Genomic DNA, 25,078 nt, shown 5'->3' with positions numbered 1-25,078 from the left:
TTTGCTTTTCTATTTTATGCTCAAATATATTGAACAATTCACGGTATAACAATTCATTTTAAAAAGAAGAATGATAAATTTGCTGATTTATATGTATTTAGTTGTGTTCAAAATAAAAAAGCCCGGCTAATACCGGGCTTTTTGAATAATTTTATTCTATTAAATTATTTAACAAGGATCATTTTCTTTATAGAAGTGAAATTGCCTGCTTCCAGTTTGTAGAAATAAATACCGCTCGCTAAATTTGAAGCATTGAAATCGTAGTTATAACTTCCGGCATGAAGTTCGCCGTTTACAAGGTCTGCAACCTGCCTGCCTGTTACGTCATAAACAGAAAGCTTAACTAATCCTGTCTTGGCGATATCAAATTTGATATTGGTTACAGGGTTAAACGGGTTCGGATAATTCTGCAATAGGTCAAACTTTGTCGGTACATTTGTGCCAATTGGTGTAATACCAATTGGATTGTGTACCCTGATATTAAAAGACCTTAAATGTACAGGTGGCATACCGCCGGTTCCTGTTGTTTTAATATTCAACGTGTAGTTTCCGGTTGATGTACCCGGAGTTGTTGAAACCCTCATCTTAATTGAATCCGGATAAGTTGTCAGTGAATCCTGAGGCAAGTTTGTTGTTTTATTCAAAAACTGAATAGTTATTCCGCCGGCTGCAGGTGGTGTTGTTAAAGAAGCTGAGAATTTAACATTGCCTGTGTACAATTTTACTGAAGGAATAGTTACATAGTAGTCTTTTGTCTGACCGGCAACTGCTAAGCTATCTACAGTTGATCTGGTTTTTACAGCATAATCAGGGAAGTAAGCAACAGTACTCTGGAAGTTGTTGCTTCTGAAATCTGCCCAGCAAAGCATAGACATATTTCCAACGGAATTAATTCCATTATAGTCACCTAAATATAACGGAGTGCCTGCGCCGCCGCAGCTTGTGCAGTTGATCTTAAATTTAGCGTTTGAAATTTTTACGTTGGGAACAAATGTTGCGCCGCCGTCATCTGAATATGTTGCATAAACTTCGCAGCTATCGCTTGTGGGAGTATTTCTTGTATCAAGCCACTGAACCCATAACCTACCGGTCTGTTTATCGCACCACATTGCAGGATGCCACTGATTGTTGTTCTCTGAATTTGCATCATCATTAACTTTTTTCTCGGCTGACCATGTTACGCCAAAATCTGTGGAATAGCGGCTGAATATATCAGGCTTGTTGCCGCAGCCAACAGGTGTGTTGGATGCATAAATAAGATGCAGCCTTCCGCGGTTTGGACCGTAACTGTTATCCGCTGAAATGAACGGATAAGGACGGGTTCTCATATTCTGAACTGAATTTCTTCCGCCTACGTTATCTCCAACGCAGTTGGCAAAGCTTACCTGTGACTGCTGGCTGAATGTTGCGCCGCCATCTGTTGAACGGAAAAATGAATACACAGGTGAAAATGATGAGCCTGCATTTGTTACTACATACACACTTCCGCCCTGAATATTTCCGTTAGGACCAACGCATGGCATTGCTCCCGGTAATCCATGGGGTACGAGCGCTGTTACAACGTTCCACGTAGCACCTTTATCAGTACTGCGGGCTACATTACAGCTTGCACCGTTTGTCATTGCGCTGTATATATGATCTTTATAAGGACCGCCGGTCTGGTCGGCTGCTATCCAGTTCTTATCGTTACCTGCATTGCCGTTAGCAACATTAGACCATGTGACTGTTCCGTCTGTTGATTTTGCGATCTTTGTTCCGATAATAGGATTGCTCCACATATTTTCAAAATATGCATTTCCAACACTGTCATATGCAGTTACCGGGTCACCAGTCATTGTTGACCCCCAAACCGGGTTAACCCTGAACCAGTTAATTCCACCGTTTGTAGTTGTAGTTGGCACAGAACCAAGTGAACCGCTACCGTTGAAAGCTACAAAAGCATTCAATGGATTAGTAGGATTGATCGAAATATGCCCTTCAGCAAGATCAATTGCCACGTTAAAGTTATCATAACCATCTGATGTTGTTAATACAAATGGCACCGGTTCCTGGTGGGGTTTATTCATGTTCCTCAGAAAATATTCGTAAGGCACACGGTCTAAATTGGGATCATCATCCCAGCCTACCCAGCTGTTTGAGCCCTGGAAAATAAATAATCCTGCTGAGATCAGCAGCATTACGAGGGCAGTTCTGTAAATATTTTTCATTTGTGGTTGTTTAATTTGTAGTTAGTTATTTGAGATATAATTTAAATAATATAATAATAATTGATTTTTAATAAAAGACGCTTTTTTGACAAATATTAAAGGTCAAATATTTACTCCCTCCTCTGAGGGGGGACCTGGAGTGGTTTGAGGTCGAATCCGTGTCAAAGCCAATTTTTCGGATTTCAGGGTTCGAAAATAATTACATGTACAATTTTTAACGAGCACTAAAATTCTCGACTACAATTCGTTTAACAACAATAAAAAAGCCCGGTCAAGCTGACCAGGCTTTTTGTGAAACTGAATTTCTAAATACTATTTTACCAGTATCATTTTTCTTATGCTTGTATACTCAGGCGTTTCGAGCTTATAGAAATAAACTCCGGTAGCCAGGTTTTCAGCATTGAAATCATATGTATATGAACCGGCATTGTAACTTGAATTAACAAGCTCAGCAACCTGTTTGCCTGCAAGATCGTAAACTGCAAGCTTAACATTGCCAGCTTTTGAAATATCGAACCTGATATTTGTTGTCGGGTTAAACGGGTTCGGATAATTCTGGTATAAATAAAAATTATCAGGTACGCCAGTGTTGTTATTTGAAATACCAACTGCACCAACATTTACTGTAAATGTTCTTTCATGAACCGGAGTGCCGTTTGGACCATTGCTGATAACTCTGATTGTATATAAAGCTGAAGGAACACCGCCGGTAGTTCTAACTCTCAGCCTTAAAGAATCAGGATAAGTAGTTAATGTGTTTTGAGCAGCTGGAGTACTTCTGTTAAGAAATGTTAATGTTATTGTGCCTGATCCAGGTGGGTTCACTACCGAAGCGGTAAATGTTGTGGTACCTGTGAATAATTTAACACTTGGTACACTTATAAATGCAAAACCGCTGTCATTCGTACCATTTGTAATGCTTACAACGGGAGTTGTTTTTACAGCATAATCAGGGAAGTAAGCGCCATAACTTCCGAATGAACCATTTCTGAAATCTGCCCATGTGGCAATTGAGCCCTGAGGTGTAGCAACTATACCATTATAATCGCCCTGGTATCTTGGTGTACCGCCGCCGCCGCAAGTTGCGCAGTCAATTTTCATTTTCTGGTTTGAAAGCTTTTGGTTCGTTACCCATGTAACACCGCCGTTAGTGGAATATGATGCGTAGATCTCAGCGCTGTCACTGGTGGGAGTATTTCTTGTATCCATCCAGCTTGCATACAGTCTGCCTGTCTCTTTTTCACACCAAATTGTGGAGTGCCACTGGTGGTTGTTCTGGGTATTTGCATCATCATTTATTCTGACAGGACTTGAGAATGTCACGCCAAAATCTGTTGAATATCTGCACCAAACATCAGGTTTATTCCCTGATCCCGGCGGATCATTTGCAGAATAAATACAATATAATCTTCCTCTGAATGGACCATAACTGTTATCAGCAGCGATAAAAGGATAAGGTCTTGTTCTCATATTTTGAACCGAATTTCTTCCGCCAGATTGAGTACCGACTGTATTAACCCATCCGCTTTGACTTGATTGTAATGTTGGTAAAGTAGCCCCTCCATTAGTGGAACGGAAAAATGTGTAAGTTGGAGTAAAAGCTGAACCGGAATTAGTTACAACATATACGCTGCCACCCTGTATAGAGCCGTTTGGACCAACGCAAGGCATTGTGCCAGGTAAGCCATGCGGTGTTAAATTTCCAATTAATGAAAAACTAGCTCCTCCATTTGTGCTTCTGCTGAATGATGCCTGACTTCCGTTTGTCATAGAACCATAAACAAAATTAGCATATGGACCTGCTGTTTGATCAGCAGCTATCCAGTTTTTATCATTACCTATATTAGCTGTAACACTTCCTAATATCCAGGTTACGCCATTGTTTGTTGATTTTTGCATCCAGGTGCCTGTTATGGGGTTTTTCATATTGTCATAATATAAATTACCCAAACTGTCATATACTACTACAGGGTCGCCTGCTACAGAACCACCAAAACCCGGGTTATTCACTAACCAGTTCAAACCACCATTTGTAGTGTAATGTGTTCCATTAGTGTTATAGGCAGTAAATATCCATAAAGGATTTCTTGGATTTACTGCGGTATTACATTCTGCAAAATCTGTTCCAAGGAAATAGTTATCATACCCATCCGGGGTAATTATCGGGGTAAGCGGCAAGGGATTATTATTCTGCTTGACCTGGCTCATTTGGTGTACCCAATGAGGTGCTCTGTCTATATTCGGATTTTTATCCGAATCATCAGAGCTGAAATCAAACGCCTGTATTATTATTACAGTAATAACTGTAAGCATAATAACAGAAAGTTTTGTAAATTTTTTCATCTGTGATTGGTTAGTTATTATAAAAAAATGTTAATTGATTTTCGTAATATAAATGCATTTCTCTATATATGCAATAGTCAACATTTTCATTTTACTAACTATAATAGGTGGGAAGATTTAGTAAAGAATTTTTAGTTAAATAAAGAATTGCAGAAGCAATTATGATTAATTACTTCTGCTTAATTTGTAAATTATTATTTAATTAACACCATTTTATTTGATTTATCGAAATAAGTAGTTGTTAATCTATATATATAAATTCCACTCGGGTAATCCGCAGCATCAAATTCGAAAGCATTTAAACCTGCAGAAATATATCCGGAGTAAACATTCTTAACTAGTTTACCAGATAGATCATAAATTGATAAACTAACATAATCATCTTTCGGTAAATTAAATGAAATTTTCGTAATAGGATTAAAAGGATTTGGATAATTCTGATACAACTCGAATTTATCAATTATAATATTCTGGTAATTTGATTTGTAGTTAGATTGATCGTCATTATCACAACTGCAATTTGGATAACAACCGTAAACAAGTTTGAAATTACCTATATTTTTAGGTACAAAATAAATTTCGCAGCTTTCATTGCAATCTAGTGCAGGAAACTCTACAAAGTATGTAACATCGTCGGGATCAAAACAATAATAAATTTCTCCATTTGAATTAGTATACAATGAAAAGCTATCAAATGAAGGAGAGTATCTTGTAAATCTAATTTCCTTGTTAGCTCCTACATTAGTAGTGCATCCGGGATGATAAATTGTAATTGTTAAACAAGTTTGAGAAGTTGAGTAGGATGTTGACAAAAAAATAATTAAGAATATGAAAAAGCTAAGTGATTTTTTCATTTTATTTTTTGTTTATGTTATTAAAAGGTGAATTTAATTTTTTATATTATTTGACCTCCTCCCTAAAAGGGTTAATTAAGTTTACGAAAATATCGTTTTTTTTTTTTTTTATTATGCAACCATAAAAAAAGACCGGTAATGATAACCGGTCTTATGTTTTTGTTAAATATTTTCTAAATACTATAAACTAATACAACTTAATAATTTTATAAGGTAATAATGGTATTTTGTGAATACTTTTACAACAATTGATGTTTGGTGATTTTTTAGTAATCATTAGATGATCTTCAATCCCGCTGAGCGGGATTTCTTATAAAACAGCAGCCATTATTTTATCATCAACATCTTTTTTGTTGATACTGTTTTGCCATCAGCGCTTAAAGAATAGAAATAAGTGCCGCTTGCCAGCTGTGAGCCGTTGAAATCTACCCTGTATTCTCCCGGTGTCATAGTCTGATTTACTATAACAGAAATTTCGTTACCGATAATATCAAATATCCTGATCTTAACATCAGAGGTTTTTGCAACAGTAAAGTTTATCTGGGTTACAGGGTTGAACGGGTTTGGATAGTTCTGCGAAAGCGAAAAATCTTTTGCTATGCTGCTGATATTAACTATTCCTATCGGATTGTAAACTCTTACTTGTTTATTAGGGCTCCAGTTCCAGTTATCGCCCTCTGACCCTAATGTATCATTTACACTATTTGCTGTTCCAAATAGAGTATCAACCCCAATAGTTAATGGAGCTTTGTATTTGAAAATCCATGAAACAGTATCCGAACTGAAGAGTTTAGGCTCAGAATGAGTAATTTCCCATATAACAGTGTCAATTAATGTTCCTGTTCCTCCAACTGTGTCCAACCTTCCGAATTGGGAAGCAACATTTAATCCGCCTTTTACTGCAGGACCTCCAGACAGCTTAAGCCTGAATAATGCAGTTTGTCCTGCCGGTACACTATCCGGACCAATAATTTGTACTGTAACTGATGAAGTAGCGGTATCACCATGACATACGCAGCCCAGGTTTACATTGTCTTTCCTGGTAGTTCCGGTATATCCCCAAGGAAACCAGTTGAAAGAATAAGCAAACATACTAATAATAAATAAAGCTGTTATAGGTAAAAATAATTTTCTGTAATTGAATTTCATTGTAATATTATTGATGTGAATTATACTGAATTTATACTAATTTACGCATATTTTGAAAAATAATAAACCCCGTTTAAATTGTTTAAACGGGGTTTGTACCTAAATATATGTTAATATTATTTTACAAGAATCATTTTCTTTGTATCAATTTTCTGTCCGTCAACCAATAATGAATAGAAGTAAATACCGGTTGCCAGGTTTGATGCATTGAAATCAGCGGAATATTTTCCTGCTGCCAGATTTCCGTTAAACACTGCTGCAACTTCGTTTCCTAAAACATCGAAAACCTTGATAGAAACATATGATGCTTTAGCTATATCATATTTTATCTGTGTTGTTGGGTTGAACGGGTTAGGATAGTTCTGTGATAAACCGAATGCTGCCGGTACCTCAGAAGATATCTGACCGTTGGATACAACAGGTGTTACATTATATGTAATAACCATTTTATCAACACCGCTGCCCTGCTGGTAAAGCAGGTTCGATTTATCTAAAAACACTACACCTGCTGCAGGTGAGCTTGTTGTTGAAAGTGTAGTAAATGATGAACCTGATGTTAATGAAAAATATGTTGTGCTTCCGCTGTATGTGTTGAATGTAACTGCGGTAGGGTCATCTTTTGAAACATCAGTAGCCCAAAGAGCGCCTGTCTGGTTCAGATTTGTAAATGCAGAACCCATATTCTGGCTTTTCCAGAAACTGCCTGATGACCAGGTTGAATGATAGAATAAATTGAGGTCAAGTGATGTATTTGCCATCATCGGGATCTCTGAACCTGTTACAGTGTTAATTAATGACCAGTTAAGCCCGGTATTGGTCGATTTCCAAACTTTGCCTGAACCTGAACCTGTTGTGCCGTCACCTATTAAAATTACATTCGGATTTTCATACTGAATAATAACATCACATGGACTTCTGAATGTGCCGCCGGCTTCTCCGCCGCTTAAGAGAGTCCAGGTTGAACCCCAGTTTGTTGATACTCTTAACGGGGCGTTATCGGGAGCCAGGTAAACTGTATTCGGTGAGTTAGGGTCAACTTCCATAGGCATACCATAAGATGTTAAGTTGATAGGGTTAATTGAATTTTGCCACGTTGTGCCGTAATCTGTGCTTACAATAACCCTGCCGCCGGATGAACCCATTGAAGCGATCATCAGGTTTGTATCAGCAGTGTTTACAAAGAATGAGTGGCATGAACCGCCCGGAACTGCACCGTTTAATGTTGTCCATGTTTCGCCTCTGTCAAGGCTTCTTCTTAATACTGTACCGGAAAGAATGAATACACCATTTTTATTTTGCGGGTGCAGGCAGAAAGGATTGCCGATATTTCCGCTTGTGTTTACTTTTCTTACAAAAGACCTGCTAACAGTAACACCGCTCTGGAACTGCCAGCTTGCACCGCCGTTTGAAGTCCTTAAAATTGCTTTATTATCATTGGCTACTGCCCATCCGTTTGAAGAGTTAAAAAAGAATATATCACTTAACTTTCCCTGCATCGGGTTTTCCTGGTATGTCCTGGTTGTTCCTGCATCAGTGGTAAAATTAACAAATCCGCCGCCGCCGCAAGTGAACCATGTAGTAGCTGATATCATTGAAACGCCTCTAACATCAGGCTTAATAACGCTTTTATAATCTTTTATCGACCATACTGAGCCATTGTAAACCGCTATCAATCCGTCTGCTGCTGTTGCAACAACAGTAGGTGATACTGCATCAATTGAAAGAAGATTTTTAGTTGTTCCTGTTGTGTAGCTTTGCCATGTTGAGCCTCCGTTTAAAGTATATATAACTGTACCGTTATCTCCGCAGGCATATCCGTTTGAAGCGGTTGTGAATTTAACACCATTAAGATTGTTAGCTGTTCCGCTTGTCTGTGGTGTCCATGTTGCTCCGCCATTAACTGATTTTACAACTCTTCCGCCTGCGCCAACTGCGTAACCTGTATTTTCATCTACAAAGTAAACTGAATTCAGATCGCCGCCGCCTATACCGTAGTTTGTATAAGTTGCGCCGCCGTTAGTACTTACCTGAACAGCTCCGGCATCACCAACAAGCCAGACTTTCTGGTTAAGTGACTGAACTCCGTTAAAATTTATTACACCTGCATTAGGGTATGAACCGAAATTTGCGCCTCCATCGTAAGAGATGAAAATAGCGCCGCCATCGCCTGCTGCGATAACAAAGCTGCCATCTTTTGAATGAACTGAATTAAAACCTGTTTGTGAATAGGAGCTTACTGCGAACATAATAAGCCCTAAGAAAACTGTTAATAGTTTCTTCATTTTTTCTTTCTTAGTGTTAAATATTAATAATATTATTCAATAATCCGTAAAAATATGTAAAGATTTTTATTTAAGCAATAGGTTAAAAATAAACATTCTAACTGATTTAGTTACTAAAATTTAGATATTTGGTCTAATAAATTTCATAAATTAAATAAAATCGTTATCTTTGCCTTAATTATGTTAAAATCACTGTTTTTTTAAGAAATTGAAGGTGTAAAATTGATACAGTTTATAGAAAAATTACTCTGGAAAAGCCGTTATATGGTCTTTTTCGCGGTATTATCAGCAATTATTTCTGCGTTAATTATGATTGTAATGGGTACGATCGAAGTTATAGGTGTTCTTGGTGAATTCACTCATGCGTTCAGCAGTCCGGAAGCTTATGAGGAATTTGGCAAAAATACAGTATCGCATCTTGTTGGCGCAATTGATTATTACCTTATAGGAACTGTGTTCCTTATATTTGGCATTGGATTATATGAGCTCTTTATAAGTAAAATTGATATTGCTGAAAACGACGAAACATCTTCAAAGGTACTTGTTATACATGATCTTGACGCACTGAAAGAAAAAATTGCTAAAGTTGTTATAATGGTTCTGATAGTAACTTTCTTTAAGTATGCTATAAATTTCCATTACACAGAAATGATTAACCTGCTTTATCTGAGTATCGGAATACTGCTGATTGCTGTTTCAATTTACCTTACACATAAATCAAACCATGCAAATGGAAAAGGGCATTAATAACAAATATCAAATAACAAATAGCAAATAACTATGTTCAAGTAATAATTATCATTTAGCAGTTTTATATGAATACTGATTGGCTTCGGGAATATTGTATGAGCTTCAGAGGCGCAACAGAAGAAGTGCAGTGGAAAGATCATCTGCTGTTCAAAGTAGGGGGTAAGATATTTGTTATTACTGCACTTGATAACACATCGGAAAATCTGATGTCGGTAAAAGCCGAACCGGAAGTTTTTGAGGAGCTAATTGAAACAGAAGGAATAGTGCCGGCTCCATATCTTGCCAAAGCCAAATGGATAGCTGTAAAAAGAAACTGCAGGCTTAAGCCTGCTGAGCTGAAAGCTCTTATCAAAACCTCTTATGAGCTTGTTTATGAAAAATTACCGAAAAAAGTTAAAGCGGAAATTGAATTCCCCTCTTGAGAGGGGAGGGCTTTAGCCCGGGGTGTGTTTTTAGAACTAAGAAAATTAATTTATTAACTATTATTATATCTACTCCAGAGGCTTACCGGTTTTGTAATTTATTATTTTTGAATCTTTCCCCGGTTTCTGAATGTATGTGATCTCCTCTGTAACATTCTTATTCAATAAAACTGTTTCGCCGATTGTAAATCCTTTTACAGTTACTTCAGCAATATTGTAAATTACATCTTCATACTTTATTTGCAGGTTATTTCTGTTCGGAAAGTTACCTTCAACTGCTACGGCAATATGTCCCGGGAAATATACCAGCCTGTAGTTTATTCCTGCCTGTTCAAGCAAAGATGCGTAAAGTATTGTCAGCCCGCTGCAGTCTGATACACCCGTCATAAGTACTTCATTGGGCCGCTTTAGTATCTCATATCCGCCTTGAGCCTCGGTTTGGCTGAAATTTATTTCATTGGTAACAAAATCAAGCAGCTTTTGCGCTTTGGTTTCGGTATTATCACTTTCATTTACTATCAGCTTAATAAATCTATTTAAGCTTGGCTCTCCATTAACAGCAATAAACGCACCATGATTAGCCATGTATTTATTTTTTCTGGTTTCAACCCCGGTATTGCCGCCGTAAACGGTTGAGTCATCTGCAAAATCTGCCAGCTCTATAATTGACTGAGTATAAACTATGCCGTCTTTGAATTTTACAGTTACACTGCGGGAGCTATCAGGCTTAAAATCATTTTTAGGTATTCTGAACAAATGCCTGTTTGTGCCTTTTAATGTATATGCTCCAAGAAAAACATCACCGTTCTGCTCGAACCCGAAATCAACTGAATTTTTATCTATGGTAAGCTTATTTAAAGTAGTGCTGCTGTCAAAATCACTTTTATTTATTACAAAGTAAAGCGTTTTTTCATCCAGGTCATACAGCTTAAGGTCAGCTTCTGTGCCCGTTATCTGCTGAACAAAATCTTTATTGCGGAACATCGGCTCAGACATATAGCCAACAACAGCATCGCGCAGACGTTTGCTGTTATGAGTATCGGTAAGTTCATCCTGTTTTTTGGCGCAGCCTGTAAAAATAATTAACAGGAAGCTTATTACTATATATTTAAATAAATTTTTCAACTAAGCTTAAATATGATAGTTTCGGTGTTTATTTTGTCAGTAAATTCTATGATACGGTAACCGAATTCATTAATATCTGTAATAATTTCTTCGGTGTGTTTTAATGCCTGGTATGCTGCCGATGGTGTCAAATACTGAGTGATATTCCCTTCAGCAGCTTTATCTTCATTGTGTAGATGTCCGCAAAATACAGTGACCTCATTTACAACTGAATGTAATAATTCTTTCAGTTCATCACGTCCACCCAGTGAATACAGCTTATTCACAACTGAATCCACATGGAGTACTGGGTGGTGAATAAAAATTACAAGCCTGTGTGAAGCCGAAAGCTTGCCCTTTAACCAATTGAATTGTTCACGGCTGAAAGCGGATGTTGATGTATCCAGAAAAATGAACCGGTATCCGCCTTCATCGAAATGATAATACAGCTCGCCTGTGTTTTCAGAATTAATTTTAAAGTTAGCTGATACTTCCCTGAAATTATCATGGTTACCTAGGATAAATCTGAAATTTATTCCTGTGTTGTTAAGGGATTCAAAAAACATTTTATGTGAACCGGCGCTGCCAATATCACCTCCAAAAATGATCTCATCCATATCACCCCTTTTGCGTATATCTTCCAGTATCCTGTTCCAGTTCTTAACCTGGTTAACGCCAAGATCTTTTACTTCTTTTTCACCGAAGTGAATATCTGTAATAAATGCTGTTTTTTTCATGCAAGATAATTTTATACAATTTATAATACATGGTAACATTTAACAATGAATTTAATTCCACAATTAAATGGTGGATATTTTAATACTTCATCATTGTTAAGTTTTATGTAAATTTGCAGTTAATTATAATCTGCTCCCGTAGTGTAATGGATAGCACGTCAGGTTCCGGTCCTGCCGGTGAGGGTTCGAGTCCTTCCGGGAGTACAACTTCAAGTAATAATTAGTAATGAGTAAAGTGTAATTATTTTTTGATTTGAGTGCTTTAAATTTCTTCTTCCAATATTGCTCATTGTTCATTATTAATTGCTCATTGCCAAATGGACGCATTACTAAAAACCATTGAGATCCTCGGAATATTTGCATTTGCTATAACGGGTATAATAGAAGCCCGCAGAAAACAAATGGATATTATCGGCACATATTCCGTAGCAATGGTAACTGCATTCGGCGGGGGAACGCTGCGTGATGTTCTTATCAACCGTTACCCGCTTTTCTGGATGGAAAACTATAATTACCCTGTAATGATCCTCGCCCTTGCCGTAATATCTGTTTTTGTATTAAGGAAGTCTGTTAGTTTTTCAAAGCCTGTGCTTTTATCACTTGGTTTGCTTGATGCATTGGGGCTTGGACTTTTCAGTGCCGTTGGCACAAGCTATGCGCTCAGCGCTGGTGTGTTTTGGTTCAATGCAGTACTAATTGGAGTAATAACCGGTGTTTTCGGGGGAGTTATGCGTGATGTTATATGCAATGAAGTGCCTGTATTTTTTAAACAATCGCAATTATACGCAACATGTTCTTTTATCGGAGCGCTGGTTTTTGTGATTCTGCTGAATTATTTTCCTGAATCTTCGCTTGTAGCTTTATTGAGCTCAATTTCAGCAGCATTTGTGCTGAGGGTAATATCAATAAAGTATAATATTCAGCTTAAGTTTTGACCTTATGAAAAATAAATTTTCATACGAAAAAACCCTTAAGACTGACCCGGGAAATACATTTGTAAACCTGCAGCAATACCTGTTTATCACTTCAAAACAGATCACCAAATTTTTTTATTATACAAAGGTCACTCCTCACCAGGTTATTTTTTTATCAATGGTTTTTGGCTTAACAGCTTCAGTACTTTTCGTAATACCCGGCAAATATTATGCTGTCGGGGGAGCCTTCCTTCTGTTCTATAAAAATGTGCTCGATAAAGTTGATGGTTCACTTGCCAGGGCCAAAGGACTTGATTCACGCCGCGGACGGTTCTATGATTCTATTTCTGATTTTATTGTAACACTCACCAGCTTTGCGGCTGTATCATACAACCTGCATCTGCTCTGGGGCTCATACCTTGCATTTGCCGCAGGCTTTGTAGCTATGATATTTTCTATGCTGCATTGTTCATACTTCATTTACTACCAGGTTTCGTTTACCCGCTCTTCAGGCAAAGGAACTCAGAACAGGCTACTGGAAAATATCACAGATGAAGATATTGCATTGCAGGATAGCTGGACAACTTTCCTGCAAAGGGTATTTCAGGTTATTTATGGCTGGCAGGACCTGCTGTTTTATAAGCTTGATATTTATTTGCTGAACAGGCTGCCGCAAAATGCAGAAACCAAAAAAATCTGGTATGAAAATAAGCCGTTTTTAACATTTGCAAGCTCACTTTCAATAGGAACTCATATTTTCCTCATCTGTATAGCGGCAATCACCGGCAGATATGATTATTATATATTTGTGAATTTAATATTGATGAACTTATTGCTAATTTTAAGCGTTGTATATCATTACAGATCTGCTTTAAATAACTTAAAAACAAAAAATTAAATTGCTTTATATTACACGCAAGTTCCATTTCAGCGCTTCGCACAGTGTTTATAACCCTGCTTTGAGCGATGAAGAAAACCTGAAAAAGTACGGTAAGTGCTCAAATCCGAACGGGCACGGGCACAATTATGAAATGGATGTAACAGTTGCAGGTGAAGTCGATCCCGAAATTGGGTATGTTATGGACCTCACAGAATTAAAGCTCCTAGTTGAAAAGGAGATAATAAACAAAGTTGACCACAAAAATCTGAACCTGGATGTTGATTTTATGAAGGGCGTGCTCCCTTCAACAGAAAATATTGCTGTAGCTATATGGGAACAGATCGAAGGTAAAATCAACTCTCCCGGCAGAAAATTGTATTCAGTGAAAATAAAGGAAACAATTAACAACTCAGTGGAATACAAAGGAAAAAAATCATAAAATTATGACTGATAAAAAGAAAAATAACGGCATCACACAGGATGATGATAATAATATCATAAGTGTGAATTATAACGATGAATCAATTAAAAAGCTTGAAGAAAGTGTTGTAAACATCCTTGCTGAAATTGGCGAAGACCCGAAGCGCGAAGGATTGCTGCGTACGCCTAACCGCGTTGCGAAGGCATATAAATTCCTTACAAAAGGATACAGCGAAGATATTGAAAAGCTGCTGAACAATGCAGTGTTTAATGAGCATTACGATGAAATGGTTATTGTTAAGGATATCGATTTCTACAGCCTGTGCGAGCATCACCTTCTGCCGTTTTTCGGTAAATGCCATATTGCATATATACCCAACGGAAAAATTGTAGGGTTAAGCAAGCTGCCAAGGATGGTAGAAATGTTCAGCCGCAGGCTCCAGGTTCAGGAACGTATGACTAGGGAAATAGGCGATATGATAAACAAAGTGCTTGAGCCTAAAGGAGTAGCCGTAGTTACTGAAGCTTCCCATCTGTGCATGATGATGCGCGGTGTGGAAAAACAGAATTCCGTCGCAACAGCCTCAGCAATGCTTGGCAGATTTAAATCAGATGAAAAAACCAGGACCGAATTCCTGAAACTCATAGGTAAGTAAGCCTTTCATGGATTGCGCTGACTGCGCCTGACTGCGTCAGCAGTTCAGTGCTCGCATCAACATAGTTGATGCACTCCAAAGAGAAGCAAAAGAAAACTAACTTCTAAAATTTTTGTCATTCTGAGTGAGCGAAGCGAGCGAAGAATCCAGACGATAATCTAAGATTTGTCGTATAAACAAAGGTGAAGTTATTTTACTTATATTTTAATTCACCCGTTGTTGTTCTTTTTGATCAACAACAAAACTAACGTAATCCAACAAATTGCTAACCGCCAACCAAATAAAACAATTCGCTTCACTGAAGCAGAAAAAATACCGCGAAGAACACGGCAAATATCTCATTGAAGGCTTCCATTTAATTGAAGAATGCCTTAACTCACCTCATGAGCTTGAATATATAATACTGCGTGAAGGGGTTGACCTGCAGGGACATACTGCAATTTTGGAAAAGCTTGCCACTAATAAAACCATTGTTGAACCGCTGCCTGAGAAGTCATTTAACAAACTTACCGATACTGAAAGCTCACAGGGAATTGTTGGAGTTGTTGCCCATCCTAAAACAAGAGGCGGCATTGCAAATGGTGAACTTGTCATTGCACTTGACAGGGTCAGTGACCCGGGAAATCTGGGAACAATTATACGCACAGCTTATTGGTTCGGTGTAAAAAATATTATACTCAGCAAGGAGTGTGCTGACCCTTATAATCCCAAAGTTATACGTTCAACGCAGGGCGGGATATTCCATACCAATATTACTGAAGATGCTGAACTTGCAGTTGAGCTGAAGAAACTTGAATCAAAAGGGTATTCAGTTTACCTGTTTACACTTGATGCAGAAAGTTCATTATCGCAGATCACTCAATCAGCGAAATCTGATAAATCTGTGATCGTGTTTGGCAGCGAAGCTCACGGTATATCAAAAGAAATAATTGAATCAGGATTTGAGAAGTTGAAAATTGAAGGATACTCAAAAAGTGAATCTCTTAATGTAGCAATTTCTGCAGGAATAGCTTTATATGAGTTTAAACATCTTTCTCCGGATATATAGACATTTATAATTTAATTACTACTCACCAACTTACCTACTCACCAATTCACCTATTTTACAATAACCATCTTTTTTGAATCTATAAATCCTTTCGCTTCCATTTTATAATAATACACACCGCTTGGCAGATCAGATGCGTTGAATTCAGCTTCATAAGTATTTGCTGTTTTGTATCCATCCTGCAGAACAATTATTTCTTCTCCAAGATCATTATAAACTGTTAATTTAACATATCCATTTTCCGGCAATCCATATTTAATCTTTGTAACAGGATTGAATGGATTAGGGTAGTTTTGGTATAATCTGTAAGTGTTGGGGATTTCAACTGTATTTATACCGCCCATATATATATAATAACTGATAGATAGACACCATGCTTTCAAAAAACCGGTATCACCAGTTGCAGTATCTGAAATGTATAGTGACCAGTAACCGCTCGCATTAAAGGATCCATTAAAAACAGAAAGAGGGTTATGTGGTTTAAATTGTCCGGTAAAAGGAGCATTAGCATTACCTATCGAAATTGCTGCTGAATCATTAAAAATTGTTCCTATGAAATTATCTCCTGAACCGCCTGTTCTGTTAAATAATTTAACTCCGGCAGTATCTTTTCTCAGGTAAATAGAAAGATCACTTACCCAGGTATGAATCAGTGTATCAATAGTTATGTTTATATCTGCAATAAATGAAAGTGCAGGCAAAGAAATCAGTATACTGTCACGCATTGTTCCGTTATTCGGAATAAGTATAAAAAGACCGTTTCTGCATTGATTATATACTGGATTCTGGGCGTAAGAATTTATAGATATTAAAAGTATAATAACAGAATATGTGTATTTAATAAATTTCATATTTGAAGTAATTATTATATTTCAATTATGAAGCGTTAATAACATAATTTTACAATCTGCTTATTTCAATGTATAAAAATGATATATAAAATTCCGGTTAACTCTTTACCGTTAGAATAATCTTGCTAATTTCCAAAAAATTAGATAATTTGTGCCAGTATATATTAATACTTGCACAAAAAGCTATTCTATCACTAATTGAAAATATTAGCTTTTTCAAATTAACGCCGTTTAAAAACGGCATGCATAAATATTTATCAGCAGCAATAATATTTTTCCTGTTAATCCCTTTAAATATTTTTTCACAGAAGATCCAGGTTGATGAAGGCGAATCACCGGAATATTACGCAAATATCGTAAAGCTTTACGCGCCAAGTGAAGACGCATTCATTGCTCTTCAATACCTTGCCGCTCCTTCATTATATAAACATGACTGGGTTAAGGCTGTAAAAGTTTACGAAGACCATAAATCAAAGTTCCTTGGTCTGGCAGACCGTATTGATAAAATAATTTCGATCATCAACGATACCGCGAAAAATATTAAGCTTTATAATATGGGCGGCAATATAAATTCTCTTGGCCGTGAATACAGTCCCGTGATTTCACCTGACGGAAAAAGGATCTACTTCACAGGGCGTGACAGGGAAGATAATATTGGCGGAGAAGATATTTTCATTTCACAGGAAGTTAATAACCGCTGGATAATTGCTAAACCTCTTATTGGCAGTATCAACACAGAAAGCAATGAATATATAAACAGCATTTCCGCCGATGGAAATACCCTGGTACTTTTCGGCAATTACCTGAACGCGCTTGGCAGGGGTGATAACTTTTACTCCGTCAAAACAAAATCAGGCTACTCAGAAGTTCAGCAATACCCCGAACCGATAAATTCCAAATGGTGGGATGCCGATGCGTACCTTACTGCTGACGGTAAGGCGATATTGTTCAGCAGTGAAAGGCCCGGAGGAGTGGGTGACTATAAACCCAAGGGCGACTATTACCACGGTATGTACTGGGGGAATACTGACCTGTATGTAGTTTTAAAAGAGCCTGACGGTTCGTGGAGCAAAACCGCTATAAATCTTGGTGATTTTATAAATACACCATATACTGAACGAACACCATTTCTTCATCCCGATGGCAAAACCCTCTACTTTTCAAGTGACGGGCATCCCGGGCTTGGCAAAAGCGATGTGTTTAAATCGGTACGGTTAAACGATTCATCGTGGACACACTGGAGCGAACCTGTAAATCTTGGGAAAGAAATAAACACTCCCAATGAGGACTGGGGATTTAAAATTTCCACTGACGGCAAACGCGCGTATTTTTCCACAGTTAACGATATGGGTTTTGGCGAAGAGGATATTTATTACGTCGAGCTTCCCGAAGAAGTGCAGCCGGTAAGCGATGTGGTTACAATTAACGGTAAAGTGCTTGATGAAAACGGGAATCCCGTGGAAGCCACAATTAAATGGGAAGATGTAGAGCTAAAAAAAGAAGTTGGCGTTGCAAAAACCGATCCGGTTACCGGCGAATATTTTATCGCCCTGCCGACAGGCAGGTATTACGCGTATTACGCCGATGTTAAAGGGTTCTATTCAATTGTAAACTACCTTGATCTTACAGCAGCCAAAGCTTTTGAGCAGATAAATACCAATATGAGCGTAATATCAGTTGAAGAGCTTAAAAATTCAGGTAAAGCTATTAAGATAGAAAATATATTTTTTGATTCCGGTAAGTTTGAACTAAAGGATGAATCACATGAAGCATTGAACCTGCTGTACAGGTTCATGCATGCAAACCCCGAAGTAATGGTTGAAATCAACGCACATACTGATGATATTGGCAGCGACCATTTTAACAAAGAGCTTTCTGATAAACGCGCAGCTTCAGTTGTAAGTTACCTGGTAAGTATTGGTATTAATCCCGCAAATATCATATCACAGGGATTTGGTGAATCACAGCCCGTTGCGCCAAATGATACAGAAGAGGGCAGAGCCCTCAACCGCAGGGTTGAATTCCGCCTGCGGAAATAATGGATATTGATAGATAATAATGTTATTTAATTACCATCATCTTTTTTGTTTGTGAAAAACCATTAGTTTTTAGACTATAGAAGTAAACACCGCTTCCCATATTAACAGAATTCCACTCGGTTTCATAGATGCCAGGCATCAGTCTTTCATTTACCACAGTTGATATTTCCCTGCCAAGCGCGTCATATATAAAGAGCTTAACAAATTCTGCCGATGGAATTGAAAACCTGATCTTCGTTACCGGATTGAACGGATTCGGATAATTTTGCTCTAATCTGTATTCTGTCGGAATTTGATTTGAAATTTGCTGGATACCTATTGTTTGTGAATATTTAACTGTCGCAAAATCTCTGCCTGTACCATTGCCAAAGCTCGCTCCGGTAACATACACATTATTCATACTATCAACATCAAGAGCCCAGCCGTAATCGCTGCTATCTCCTGTGCCGTTATATAACACTACCCATTGCTGATTACCTGTTATACCGTTATATTTTACAGTTGCAAAATCAAATGTCCCGCCAGCAGGAACATAAGCGTAGCCTGTAATGTAAACATCGCCTGCCCTATCTAATGCAACATTTCGTACAAAATCATGACTGCTTCCCGGTCCGTTATATCTTGCAACCCATTGTTGAATCCCGGCTGAGTTATATTTTATGGTTGCAAAATCATTTCGTGTTGCAGCCCCCCCATAACTGTAACCTGTTACATAAACGCTGCCGGTTGAATCTAATGACATCCATTGAGAAACGTCATCTCCGCCTGAACCATCATAAGTTTTTGCCCATTGCAAGTTACCCGAAGAATCATATTTTATAGTGATGTAATTGTGATTACCGGCACTGCCGGTGTATCCTGCTAAATAAACATTATTATATTTGTCTAATTCAATATCATAACCAATACCGCCAAAATAATTAGCCAACCATATTTGATTACCCGCTGAACTATATTTTATTGTTATAATGCCGCTACCTTCGCTTGAACCTGTAATATACACGTTTCCTGAGTTATCAACTGTTAAAGCGCGTGCCTGGTCATAAGAATTCGTAATACTATTATACAGTACAGCCCACTGTTGATGACCTAATTTGTTATACTTTATTGTTATATAATCAAAATAAGTGCTGTCGTTCCAACTCCAACCAGTGACATAAACATTGCCTTCTTTATCAACTGCTATTTCTCTTGCGTTGTCGATATCCGGACCGTTATACTGAGCTGCCCATTGTTCGATGCCTGTTGTTGTATATTTAATTGTAATTATGCCATTTGTATTATCACCTGTTATATAAACATTTGCGGAATCATCCAGAGTGATTGCAAAAGCTGAGCCATATCCTACATTATAGCTTTTTGCCCACTGTTGAACACCAGTAGAATTATATTTTATAGTATAATAATACCGTTCGGTTAAATTAATAAAACTATAGCCAGTTACATAAATGTCTCCTAACTTATCAATGGCAATGTCTCTCGGTTCGTCCCAGCCGTTTATAGTATTGTTAAACCTTTGAACCCATGATTGCGTTACTTGACTTTGAATATTTTGTAATAAAATATTTAAAGTCATAATGAAAATGTAATATATAATATTCTTCATATTCTATTATAAATATTCCATTAATGTGTTACCGGAGTTTGAGGAATAAAATCACCATTCTGTGAATATTTAATTGTAGCCCAGTCAAATTCAATTCCAGTTTCATAACTGCCGCCTGTAACATATACATTTCCTGAATTATCTATAGTAATTGCATACGCCTCATCATTGTAATCATTATCATATCTTGCAATCCATTGTTGGGTACCTGAAGAGTTATATTTAATTGTAGCATAATCAAAGTCTGTTCCGTTGCCTTTGCTTCTTCCAGTAATATAGACATTACTGCTTCCATCAATTACTAGGGCATATGCTTCGTCGTTATCGCTACCGGGACCATTATATCTTGCTTCCCACTGCTGAGACCCAGAGGAATTATATTTAATTGTTGCATAATCAAAATATGTGCTTGTAAAACTTGCTGGTCCTTCACTCTTTCCAGTAACGAATACATTCCCTGAGCCATCAACAGCAAGTGAGTATGCTTCGTCCCAATCGTATCCATTCCCGTTATATATCGCAGCCCATTGTTGGGTTCCGGAGGAATTATATTTTACAGTTGCGTAAGCAAAATCAGTTGAAGCATATTGTTTACTTCTGCCTGTAACATATACGTTACCACTGCCATCTACTTTAATGGTGTGTGCAATATCTTCACCACTTCCGACGCCATTATAAGTCGCAACCCATTGTTGAGTCCCGGAAGAATTGTATATGATTATAACATAATCTTTACCTGTTGAACTACCAGTGCAGTAACCTGTAACGTATATATTAGCAGAACCATCTATTACCATTGACTCCGCGGCATCGTCATCATCACCACTTCCGTTATACCTGGCAACCCACTGCTGAGTGCCGGAAGAATTGTATTTTACTGTTGCTATATCATAGTTTTTGTCAATGCTGCGCCCAGTTACATATACGTTTCCAGAACCATCTAATACAACAGAAACCGCCACGTCATCACTGCTTTCCGGCCCGTTATAGCGTGAAGCCCATTGTTTTTCGCCTGTTGAATTATATTTAACAGTTGCATAATCAAATGATGTTGAAGTACTGCCATAACTTCTGCCCGTTACATAAATGTTTCCTGATCCGTCAACTACAATTGAATAAGCAGCATCAATACCATCATCTGTGGGTGAATTATTATATAATCTATGTCCAGGGGCAGTTTGCCCTGTCCAATAATAATCGCCATCTGGTTCATACTTAATTGTTCCGTAGTCATATAAGTAGCTAAATGAAGCATCGTCCTCATTTCTCCAAACAATGCCGGCTACATAGACGTATCCAGAACCATCGACTGCTATTGAATATGCGGTGTCGCCAGCGTCTGTTTGAAGTGAAAATCTCTTAACCCATTCTTGCGTTACTTGTGCATAAATTTGTTTTGTGCTAACAATTACAAAAATCGTAAATATAAAAATACTTTTTATAAAGTACTTCATTATTGATAAACCTCCCTCTAGGAATACAATGAATTCTCTTTTTAGAAAAAATCTAAAAGAAAGTTAATAAAAATCAAGTCAAAAAGTCAATTTCGCAATTCTAACGTAAATTGCTCAATAGTTGATAAATTTATTGACTAACTGATGCAGAATTTAATGTTGTATTTAAGCTGCTTTTTAAAATGAAATGTCACTTTTGGATAGTATTACCCGTTTTAGTGAAATTCTTTTTGACCATTATATGTTAAATTTGTAAATATGAAATTTTCAGGAATAATATTAATTCTTCTATTCTTTGCAGTTAGTGCTTTATTTGCACAGCGTGACCTGGAAACCATAACATCCCCCGAAGAGCTCAGGCAATACATACTTTTTACCGCTCCTTCAGAAGACGCATTTGTAGCTGTGCAGCGGCTTGCAAAGCCGTTTATAGAAGCCGGGGATTATAACAGCGCTATGAAAGTATTCCTTGAATACCGCGATAGATTTATAGAACAATTTGACCGCACTGATAATATCATTGCTCTCTTAGGCGCTATGGAAGAGGGGCTCACGGTAACGAACATTGAAACTGTTAACACAAAAAAAAGCGAATACTTCCCGGTACTATCAATTGATGGTTCTTTTATGTATTTCACATTTGCCGAAGGCAAAAAAGGCGGTGAAGATATTTACTATTCACAGCTTATTAGCGATACATGGATAAAGCCTAAAAATCTCGGTGCGCCTTTCAGTACAAATGAAAATGACGCTGTAAACAGCGTCTCAGCCGATGGCAATACGATGGTGCTCTTTGGCTCATATAAAGGATTCATAGGCGGCGGCGATAATTTTTATGTGCAGAAAACCTCCACAGGCTGGTCAGCAATAAAGCCTTTCCCCAAGCTCCTCAATTCGCAGTATTGGGAGTGTGACGGATTTTTAACCGCTGACGGCAAAGCGTTTTTCTTTACCAGTGATAGGCCCGGCGGGGTAGGTGAGTTTGTGAAAGGCGGCCAGTTTTACCATGGTGAGTATGAAGGGAATACAGATATTTATGTTTCTGTTAAAAATGATTCAGGCTGGGGAAAACCTGTGAATGTTGGTGAAATTGTAAATACTCCATTTGCAGAGCGCTCGCCGTTTCTGCATCCGGATGGCAAGACGCTCTATTTTTCAAGTGACGGGCATTACGGGCTTGGCAGCCTGGATGTATTCAAAACCGTGAGGCTTAGCGATACATCATGGCAAGTGTGGAGCGAACCTGTAAATTTAGGGAAGGAGATCAACACTCCCGGCTACGATGTAGCATATAAGATATCCACCGATGGAAAGTTCGCATATTTTTCAAGTGACCGTGAAGGCGGCAAAGGAGGCTACGATATTTACCGTGTAAGCCTTCCGAAGGAGGCTATGCCTGAGAAAAATGTGCTCACAATTAAAGGCAGGATTACTGATGAAAATTCAAAGCCGCTTGATGCAAGGCTATTGTGGTATGACCTGGGTTCGAATTTCAATGCGGGTGAGCTTACAAGCGACCCTGAAACAGGGAATTATATTATAACTTTACCAAACGGAGCAAGTTACAGCTATTTTGCTGAACGGCAGGGGTATTATTCCATAAGCAATAATATTGATCTAACCGGCCAGAATGAGTTTGGTGAGCTTACAGTTGATATAGTTATGCAGTCTGTGATGTCACTTCTAAATACTTCAATAGTATTGAATAATATTTACTTCGATTTTGATAGATCAGACCTGCAGCCAGGCTCATCTATAGAGCTGGATAGAGTTGTAAAATTCCTTAATGATAATCCAACAGTTAAAATAGAAATTTCAGCTCACACGGACAGCAAAGGCAGTGACGATTATAACCTTTCGCTGTCACAAAAAAGGGCTGAAAGTGTGGTTGCATTTTTGGCAGGCGCAGGGATTGATCCCGCCCGGCTGATAGCAAAGGGCTATGGCGAAACCGTGCCGGTGGCTGATAACTCAACAGAGGAAGGCGCTGCCAAAAACCGCAGAGTTGAAATGAAGGTCCTGAATTGATGTGTTTATATCCCCCTTTTAAAAAGGAGAATTAATAATTAATACTTTCGAATTCAATAATAAAATAAAACTTTCGCTTTTTTACTTTGTGCTTGTTGCAGCAATAGGTACATTTCTCCGGTTAAAGTTCGTATTTCCGGTTGAACTTCTGAACTATGATAATACCCTGCACTCACACTCACATTTTGCAATACTTGGCTGGCTTTATAATGCGCTTTACATTGCGATAGTACATTCATACATAAAAGATCCCCTGAAGCAGAAAAAGTATAATATTTTGTTTTGGGTAACGCAGGTATCAATACTTGGTATGCTTTTCACATTTGCATGGCAGGGATATGCAGCGTATTCAATTACATTTTCAACTCTGCATATTTTCTGCTCTTATTTTTTTATAGTCTTTGTACTTAAGGACCTGGCTTCCGTAAAGACTGAAACTCTATCATTAAAATTCATATACGGAGCTTTATTTTTTCTTTTCCTTTCATCACTGGGTCCGTGGGGATTGGTTGCAGTAATGCTGCAGGGTTCCGCCGGTACTGATCTCTACAAACAGATAATTTATTTTTACCTGCACTTTCAGTATAACGGATGGTTTATATTCGCCCTCATTGGTTTATGGCTTAAGTATTATGAAAACAAAGGCGCAAAGTTCAATGAGAAAACCTCTTCGGCAGCGTTCAATTTCCTCTTCTATTCCAATGTTGCTGCTTATACGCTTTCGCTGTTAGGATTCAAATTACCTGCTTATATCTACTGGATTGCAGTATTAAGTGCATTTGTTCAGCTTGCCGGACTGCGATACCTGTATAAGCTTTTATTTGCAAATGAAATAATGGTATTCCATAAAGAAAGCAGTGTTGTTCAGTTATTGTTCCGTTTCAGTTTTTTCGCACTGTTTGTAAAATATCTGCTGCAGCTGGTTTCAGCTTTACCGAATATTGGTGATGCCGCTTTTTTAAGCAGGGAAGTGACTATAGGATTCATTCACCTTGTTATGCTTGGGGTAATTTCTGCGGGTATGCTGGGATGGATTGCAGGGTCAGATTTTATTAATGCCAATGGTATATGGTTTAAGTATGGAATCTACACATTCCTAGCTTCGTTTCTACTGAGTGAGGTGCTGCTCTTTTATCCTGCTTTGGTGATTTGGTTTAAGATATCCGGTATTTCCAATTATGCAATGTATATGTTTGCTTTATCTTGCGGAATGCTTGCCGGTACGATTGGTGTATTTATAGGTTGCTTGTCATACCCGCGAAGGCGGGTATCTAGTAATTGATTTAAGCTGAAAAGTGGATCTTTGAAATACGATAATTTTATAGAATGTGACT

20 protein-coding genes and 1 tRNA gene are annotated in these 25,078 nt (G+C 37.9%); 11 read left to right on the top strand and 10 right to left on the bottom strand.

Annotated features, from left to right (window positions below):
- Positions 1 to 164: 164 nt before the first annotated feature.
- The 5 genes from J0M37_14020 to J0M37_14000 all read right to left on the bottom strand — a co-directional run bounded on the left by J0M37_14020 (position 165) and on the right by J0M37_14000 (position 8,835).
- Positions 165 to 2,207: a T9SS type A sorting domain-containing protein gene (locus tag J0M37_14020; GenBank protein MBN8586203.1), complete on the bottom strand. Its 2,043-nt coding sequence runs from the start codon at positions 2,205 to 2,207 to the stop codon at positions 165 to 167.
- Positions 2,208 to 2,519: 312 nt separating this feature from the next.
- Positions 2,520 to 4,550 (bottom strand): T9SS type A sorting domain-containing protein, encoded by a 2,031-nt coding sequence (locus tag J0M37_14015; GenBank protein MBN8586202.1) that lies wholly within the window; start codon positions 4,548 to 4,550, stop codon positions 2,520 to 2,522.
- A 194-nt stretch (positions 4,551 to 4,744) separates the two neighbouring features.
- Positions 4,745 to 5,404, bottom strand: a complete 660-nt coding sequence (locus J0M37_14010) for a T9SS type A sorting domain-containing protein (protein MBN8586201.1) — start codon at positions 5,402 to 5,404, stop codon at positions 4,745 to 4,747.
- 327 nt (positions 5,405 to 5,731) lie between these two features.
- Positions 5,732 to 6,553 carry a T9SS type A sorting domain-containing protein gene (locus J0M37_14005; protein ID MBN8586200.1) on the bottom strand — a complete coding sequence of 274 codons (822 nt, stop codon included), beginning with the start codon at positions 6,551 to 6,553 and terminating at the stop codon, positions 5,732 to 5,734.
- Positions 6,554 to 6,669: 116 nt separating this feature from the next.
- Positions 6,670 to 8,835, bottom strand: a complete 2,166-nt coding sequence (locus tag J0M37_14000) for a T9SS type A sorting domain-containing protein (protein MBN8586199.1) — start codon at positions 8,833 to 8,835, stop codon at positions 6,670 to 6,672.
- Between the two features lie 264 nt (positions 8,836 to 9,099).
- On the opposite strand from J0M37_14000, the gene J0M37_13995 reads away from it, so the two are divergent.
- A complete protein-coding gene (locus J0M37_13995; GenBank protein ID MBN8586198.1) occupies positions 9,100 to 9,582 on the top strand; it encodes a YqhA family protein in 483 nt (160 codons plus the stop codon).
- 98 nt (positions 9,583 to 9,680) lie between these two features.
- The gene (locus tag J0M37_13990; GenBank protein ID MBN8586197.1) at positions 9,681 to 10,007 is read left to right on the top strand and encodes an MmcQ/YjbR family DNA-binding protein; all 327 of its coding nucleotides are present in this window, start codon (positions 9,681 to 9,683) and stop codon (positions 10,005 to 10,007) included.
- A 69-nt stretch (positions 10,008 to 10,076) separates the two neighbouring features.
- Here the strand turns inward: J0M37_13990 and J0M37_13985 are convergent, their stop codons facing one another.
- Together J0M37_13985 and J0M37_13980 are read right to left on the bottom strand one after the other, a co-directional pair.
- Positions 10,077 to 11,132 carry a transglutaminase domain-containing protein gene (locus J0M37_13985; protein ID MBN8586196.1) on the bottom strand — a complete coding sequence of 352 codons (1,056 nt, stop codon included), beginning with the start codon at positions 11,130 to 11,132 and terminating at the stop codon, positions 10,077 to 10,079.
- Positions 11,129 to 11,848, bottom strand: a complete 720-nt coding sequence (locus J0M37_13980; protein ID MBN8586195.1) for a metallophosphoesterase — start codon at positions 11,846 to 11,848, stop codon at positions 11,129 to 11,131. The genes J0M37_13985 and J0M37_13980 overlap by 4 nt, the downstream gene beginning before the upstream one ends.
- A gap of 132 nt (positions 11,849 to 11,980) precedes the next feature.
- Between J0M37_13980 and J0M37_13975 the strand changes: the two genes are divergently transcribed.
- The 6 genes from J0M37_13975 to J0M37_13950 all read left to right on the top strand — a co-directional run bounded on the left by J0M37_13975 (position 11,981) and on the right by J0M37_13950 (position 15,766).
- A tRNA-Arg gene (locus tag J0M37_13975) sits at positions 11,981 to 12,052 on the top strand.
- A 113-nt stretch (positions 12,053 to 12,165) separates the two neighbouring features.
- Positions 12,166 to 12,783 carry a trimeric intracellular cation channel family protein gene (locus J0M37_13970; GenBank protein ID MBN8586194.1) on the top strand — a complete coding sequence of 206 codons (618 nt, stop codon included), beginning with the start codon at positions 12,166 to 12,168 and terminating at the stop codon, positions 12,781 to 12,783.
- A gap of 4 nt (positions 12,784 to 12,787) precedes the next feature.
- Positions 12,788 to 13,660, top strand: a complete 873-nt coding sequence (locus J0M37_13965; protein MBN8586193.1) for a CDP-alcohol phosphatidyltransferase family protein — start codon at positions 12,788 to 12,790, stop codon at positions 13,658 to 13,660.
- A 1-nt stretch (position 13,661) separates the two neighbouring features.
- The gene (locus J0M37_13960) at positions 13,662 to 14,081 is read left to right on the top strand and encodes a 6-carboxytetrahydropterin synthase (protein ID MBN8586192.1); all 420 of its coding nucleotides are present in this window, start codon (positions 13,662 to 13,664) and stop codon (positions 14,079 to 14,081) included.
- A gap of 4 nt (positions 14,082 to 14,085) precedes the next feature.
- Entirely contained in the window at positions 14,086 to 14,718 is a 633-nt protein-coding gene (gene folE / locus J0M37_13955; GenBank protein MBN8586191.1) for a GTP cyclohydrolase I FolE, read from the top strand.
- A 262-nt stretch (positions 14,719 to 14,980) separates the two neighbouring features.
- Entirely contained in the window at positions 14,981 to 15,766 is a 786-nt protein-coding gene (locus J0M37_13950; GenBank protein ID MBN8586190.1) for an RNA methyltransferase, read from the top strand.
- 50 nt (positions 15,767 to 15,816) lie between these two features.
- Here the strand turns inward: J0M37_13950 and J0M37_13945 are convergent, their stop codons facing one another.
- The gene (locus J0M37_13945) at positions 15,817 to 16,617 is read right to left on the bottom strand and encodes a T9SS type A sorting domain-containing protein (protein ID MBN8586189.1); all 801 of its coding nucleotides are present in this window, start codon (positions 16,615 to 16,617) and stop codon (positions 15,817 to 15,819) included.
- A 242-nt stretch (positions 16,618 to 16,859) separates the two neighbouring features.
- Here J0M37_13945 and J0M37_13940 point away from each other — a divergent pair, with 242 nt between their 5' ends.
- Positions 16,860 to 18,656 (top strand): PD40 domain-containing protein, encoded by a 1,797-nt coding sequence (locus tag J0M37_13940; GenBank protein ID MBN8586188.1) that lies wholly within the window; start codon positions 16,860 to 16,862, stop codon positions 18,654 to 18,656.
- A 22-nt stretch (positions 18,657 to 18,678) separates the two neighbouring features.
- Here J0M37_13940 and J0M37_13935 read toward each other — a convergent pair whose 3' ends face one another.
- The gene (locus tag J0M37_13935) at positions 18,679 to 20,262 is read right to left on the bottom strand and encodes an SBBP repeat-containing protein (GenBank protein ID MBN8586187.1); all 1,584 of its coding nucleotides are present in this window, start codon (positions 20,260 to 20,262) and stop codon (positions 18,679 to 18,681) included.
- 20 nt (positions 20,263 to 20,282) lie between these two features.
- The gene (locus J0M37_13930) at positions 20,283 to 21,716 is read right to left on the bottom strand and encodes an SBBP repeat-containing protein (GenBank protein MBN8586186.1); all 1,434 of its coding nucleotides are present in this window, start codon (positions 21,714 to 21,716) and stop codon (positions 20,283 to 20,285) included.
- A 258-nt stretch (positions 21,717 to 21,974) separates the two neighbouring features.
- On the opposite strand from J0M37_13930, the gene J0M37_13925 reads away from it, so the two are divergent.
- Both J0M37_13925 and J0M37_13920 read left to right on the top strand, forming a co-directional pair.
- A complete protein-coding gene (locus tag J0M37_13925) occupies positions 21,975 to 23,744 on the top strand; it encodes a PD40 domain-containing protein (protein MBN8586185.1) in 1,770 nt (589 codons plus the stop codon).
- A gap of 88 nt (positions 23,745 to 23,832) precedes the next feature.
- Positions 23,833 to 25,026: a hypothetical protein gene (locus J0M37_13920; protein MBN8586184.1), complete on the top strand. Its 1,194-nt coding sequence runs from the start codon at positions 23,833 to 23,835 to the stop codon at positions 25,024 to 25,026.
- Positions 25,027 to 25,078: the final 52 nt, after the last annotated feature.

Source organism: Ignavibacteria bacterium, assembly GCA_017303675.1.
GTDB lineage: Bacteria > Bacteroidota > Ignavibacteria > Tepidaquicellales > OLB5 > OLB5.
Note: the sequence above shows the minus strand (reverse complement) of the source record. Positions and strands in the feature narration are given on the sequence as shown.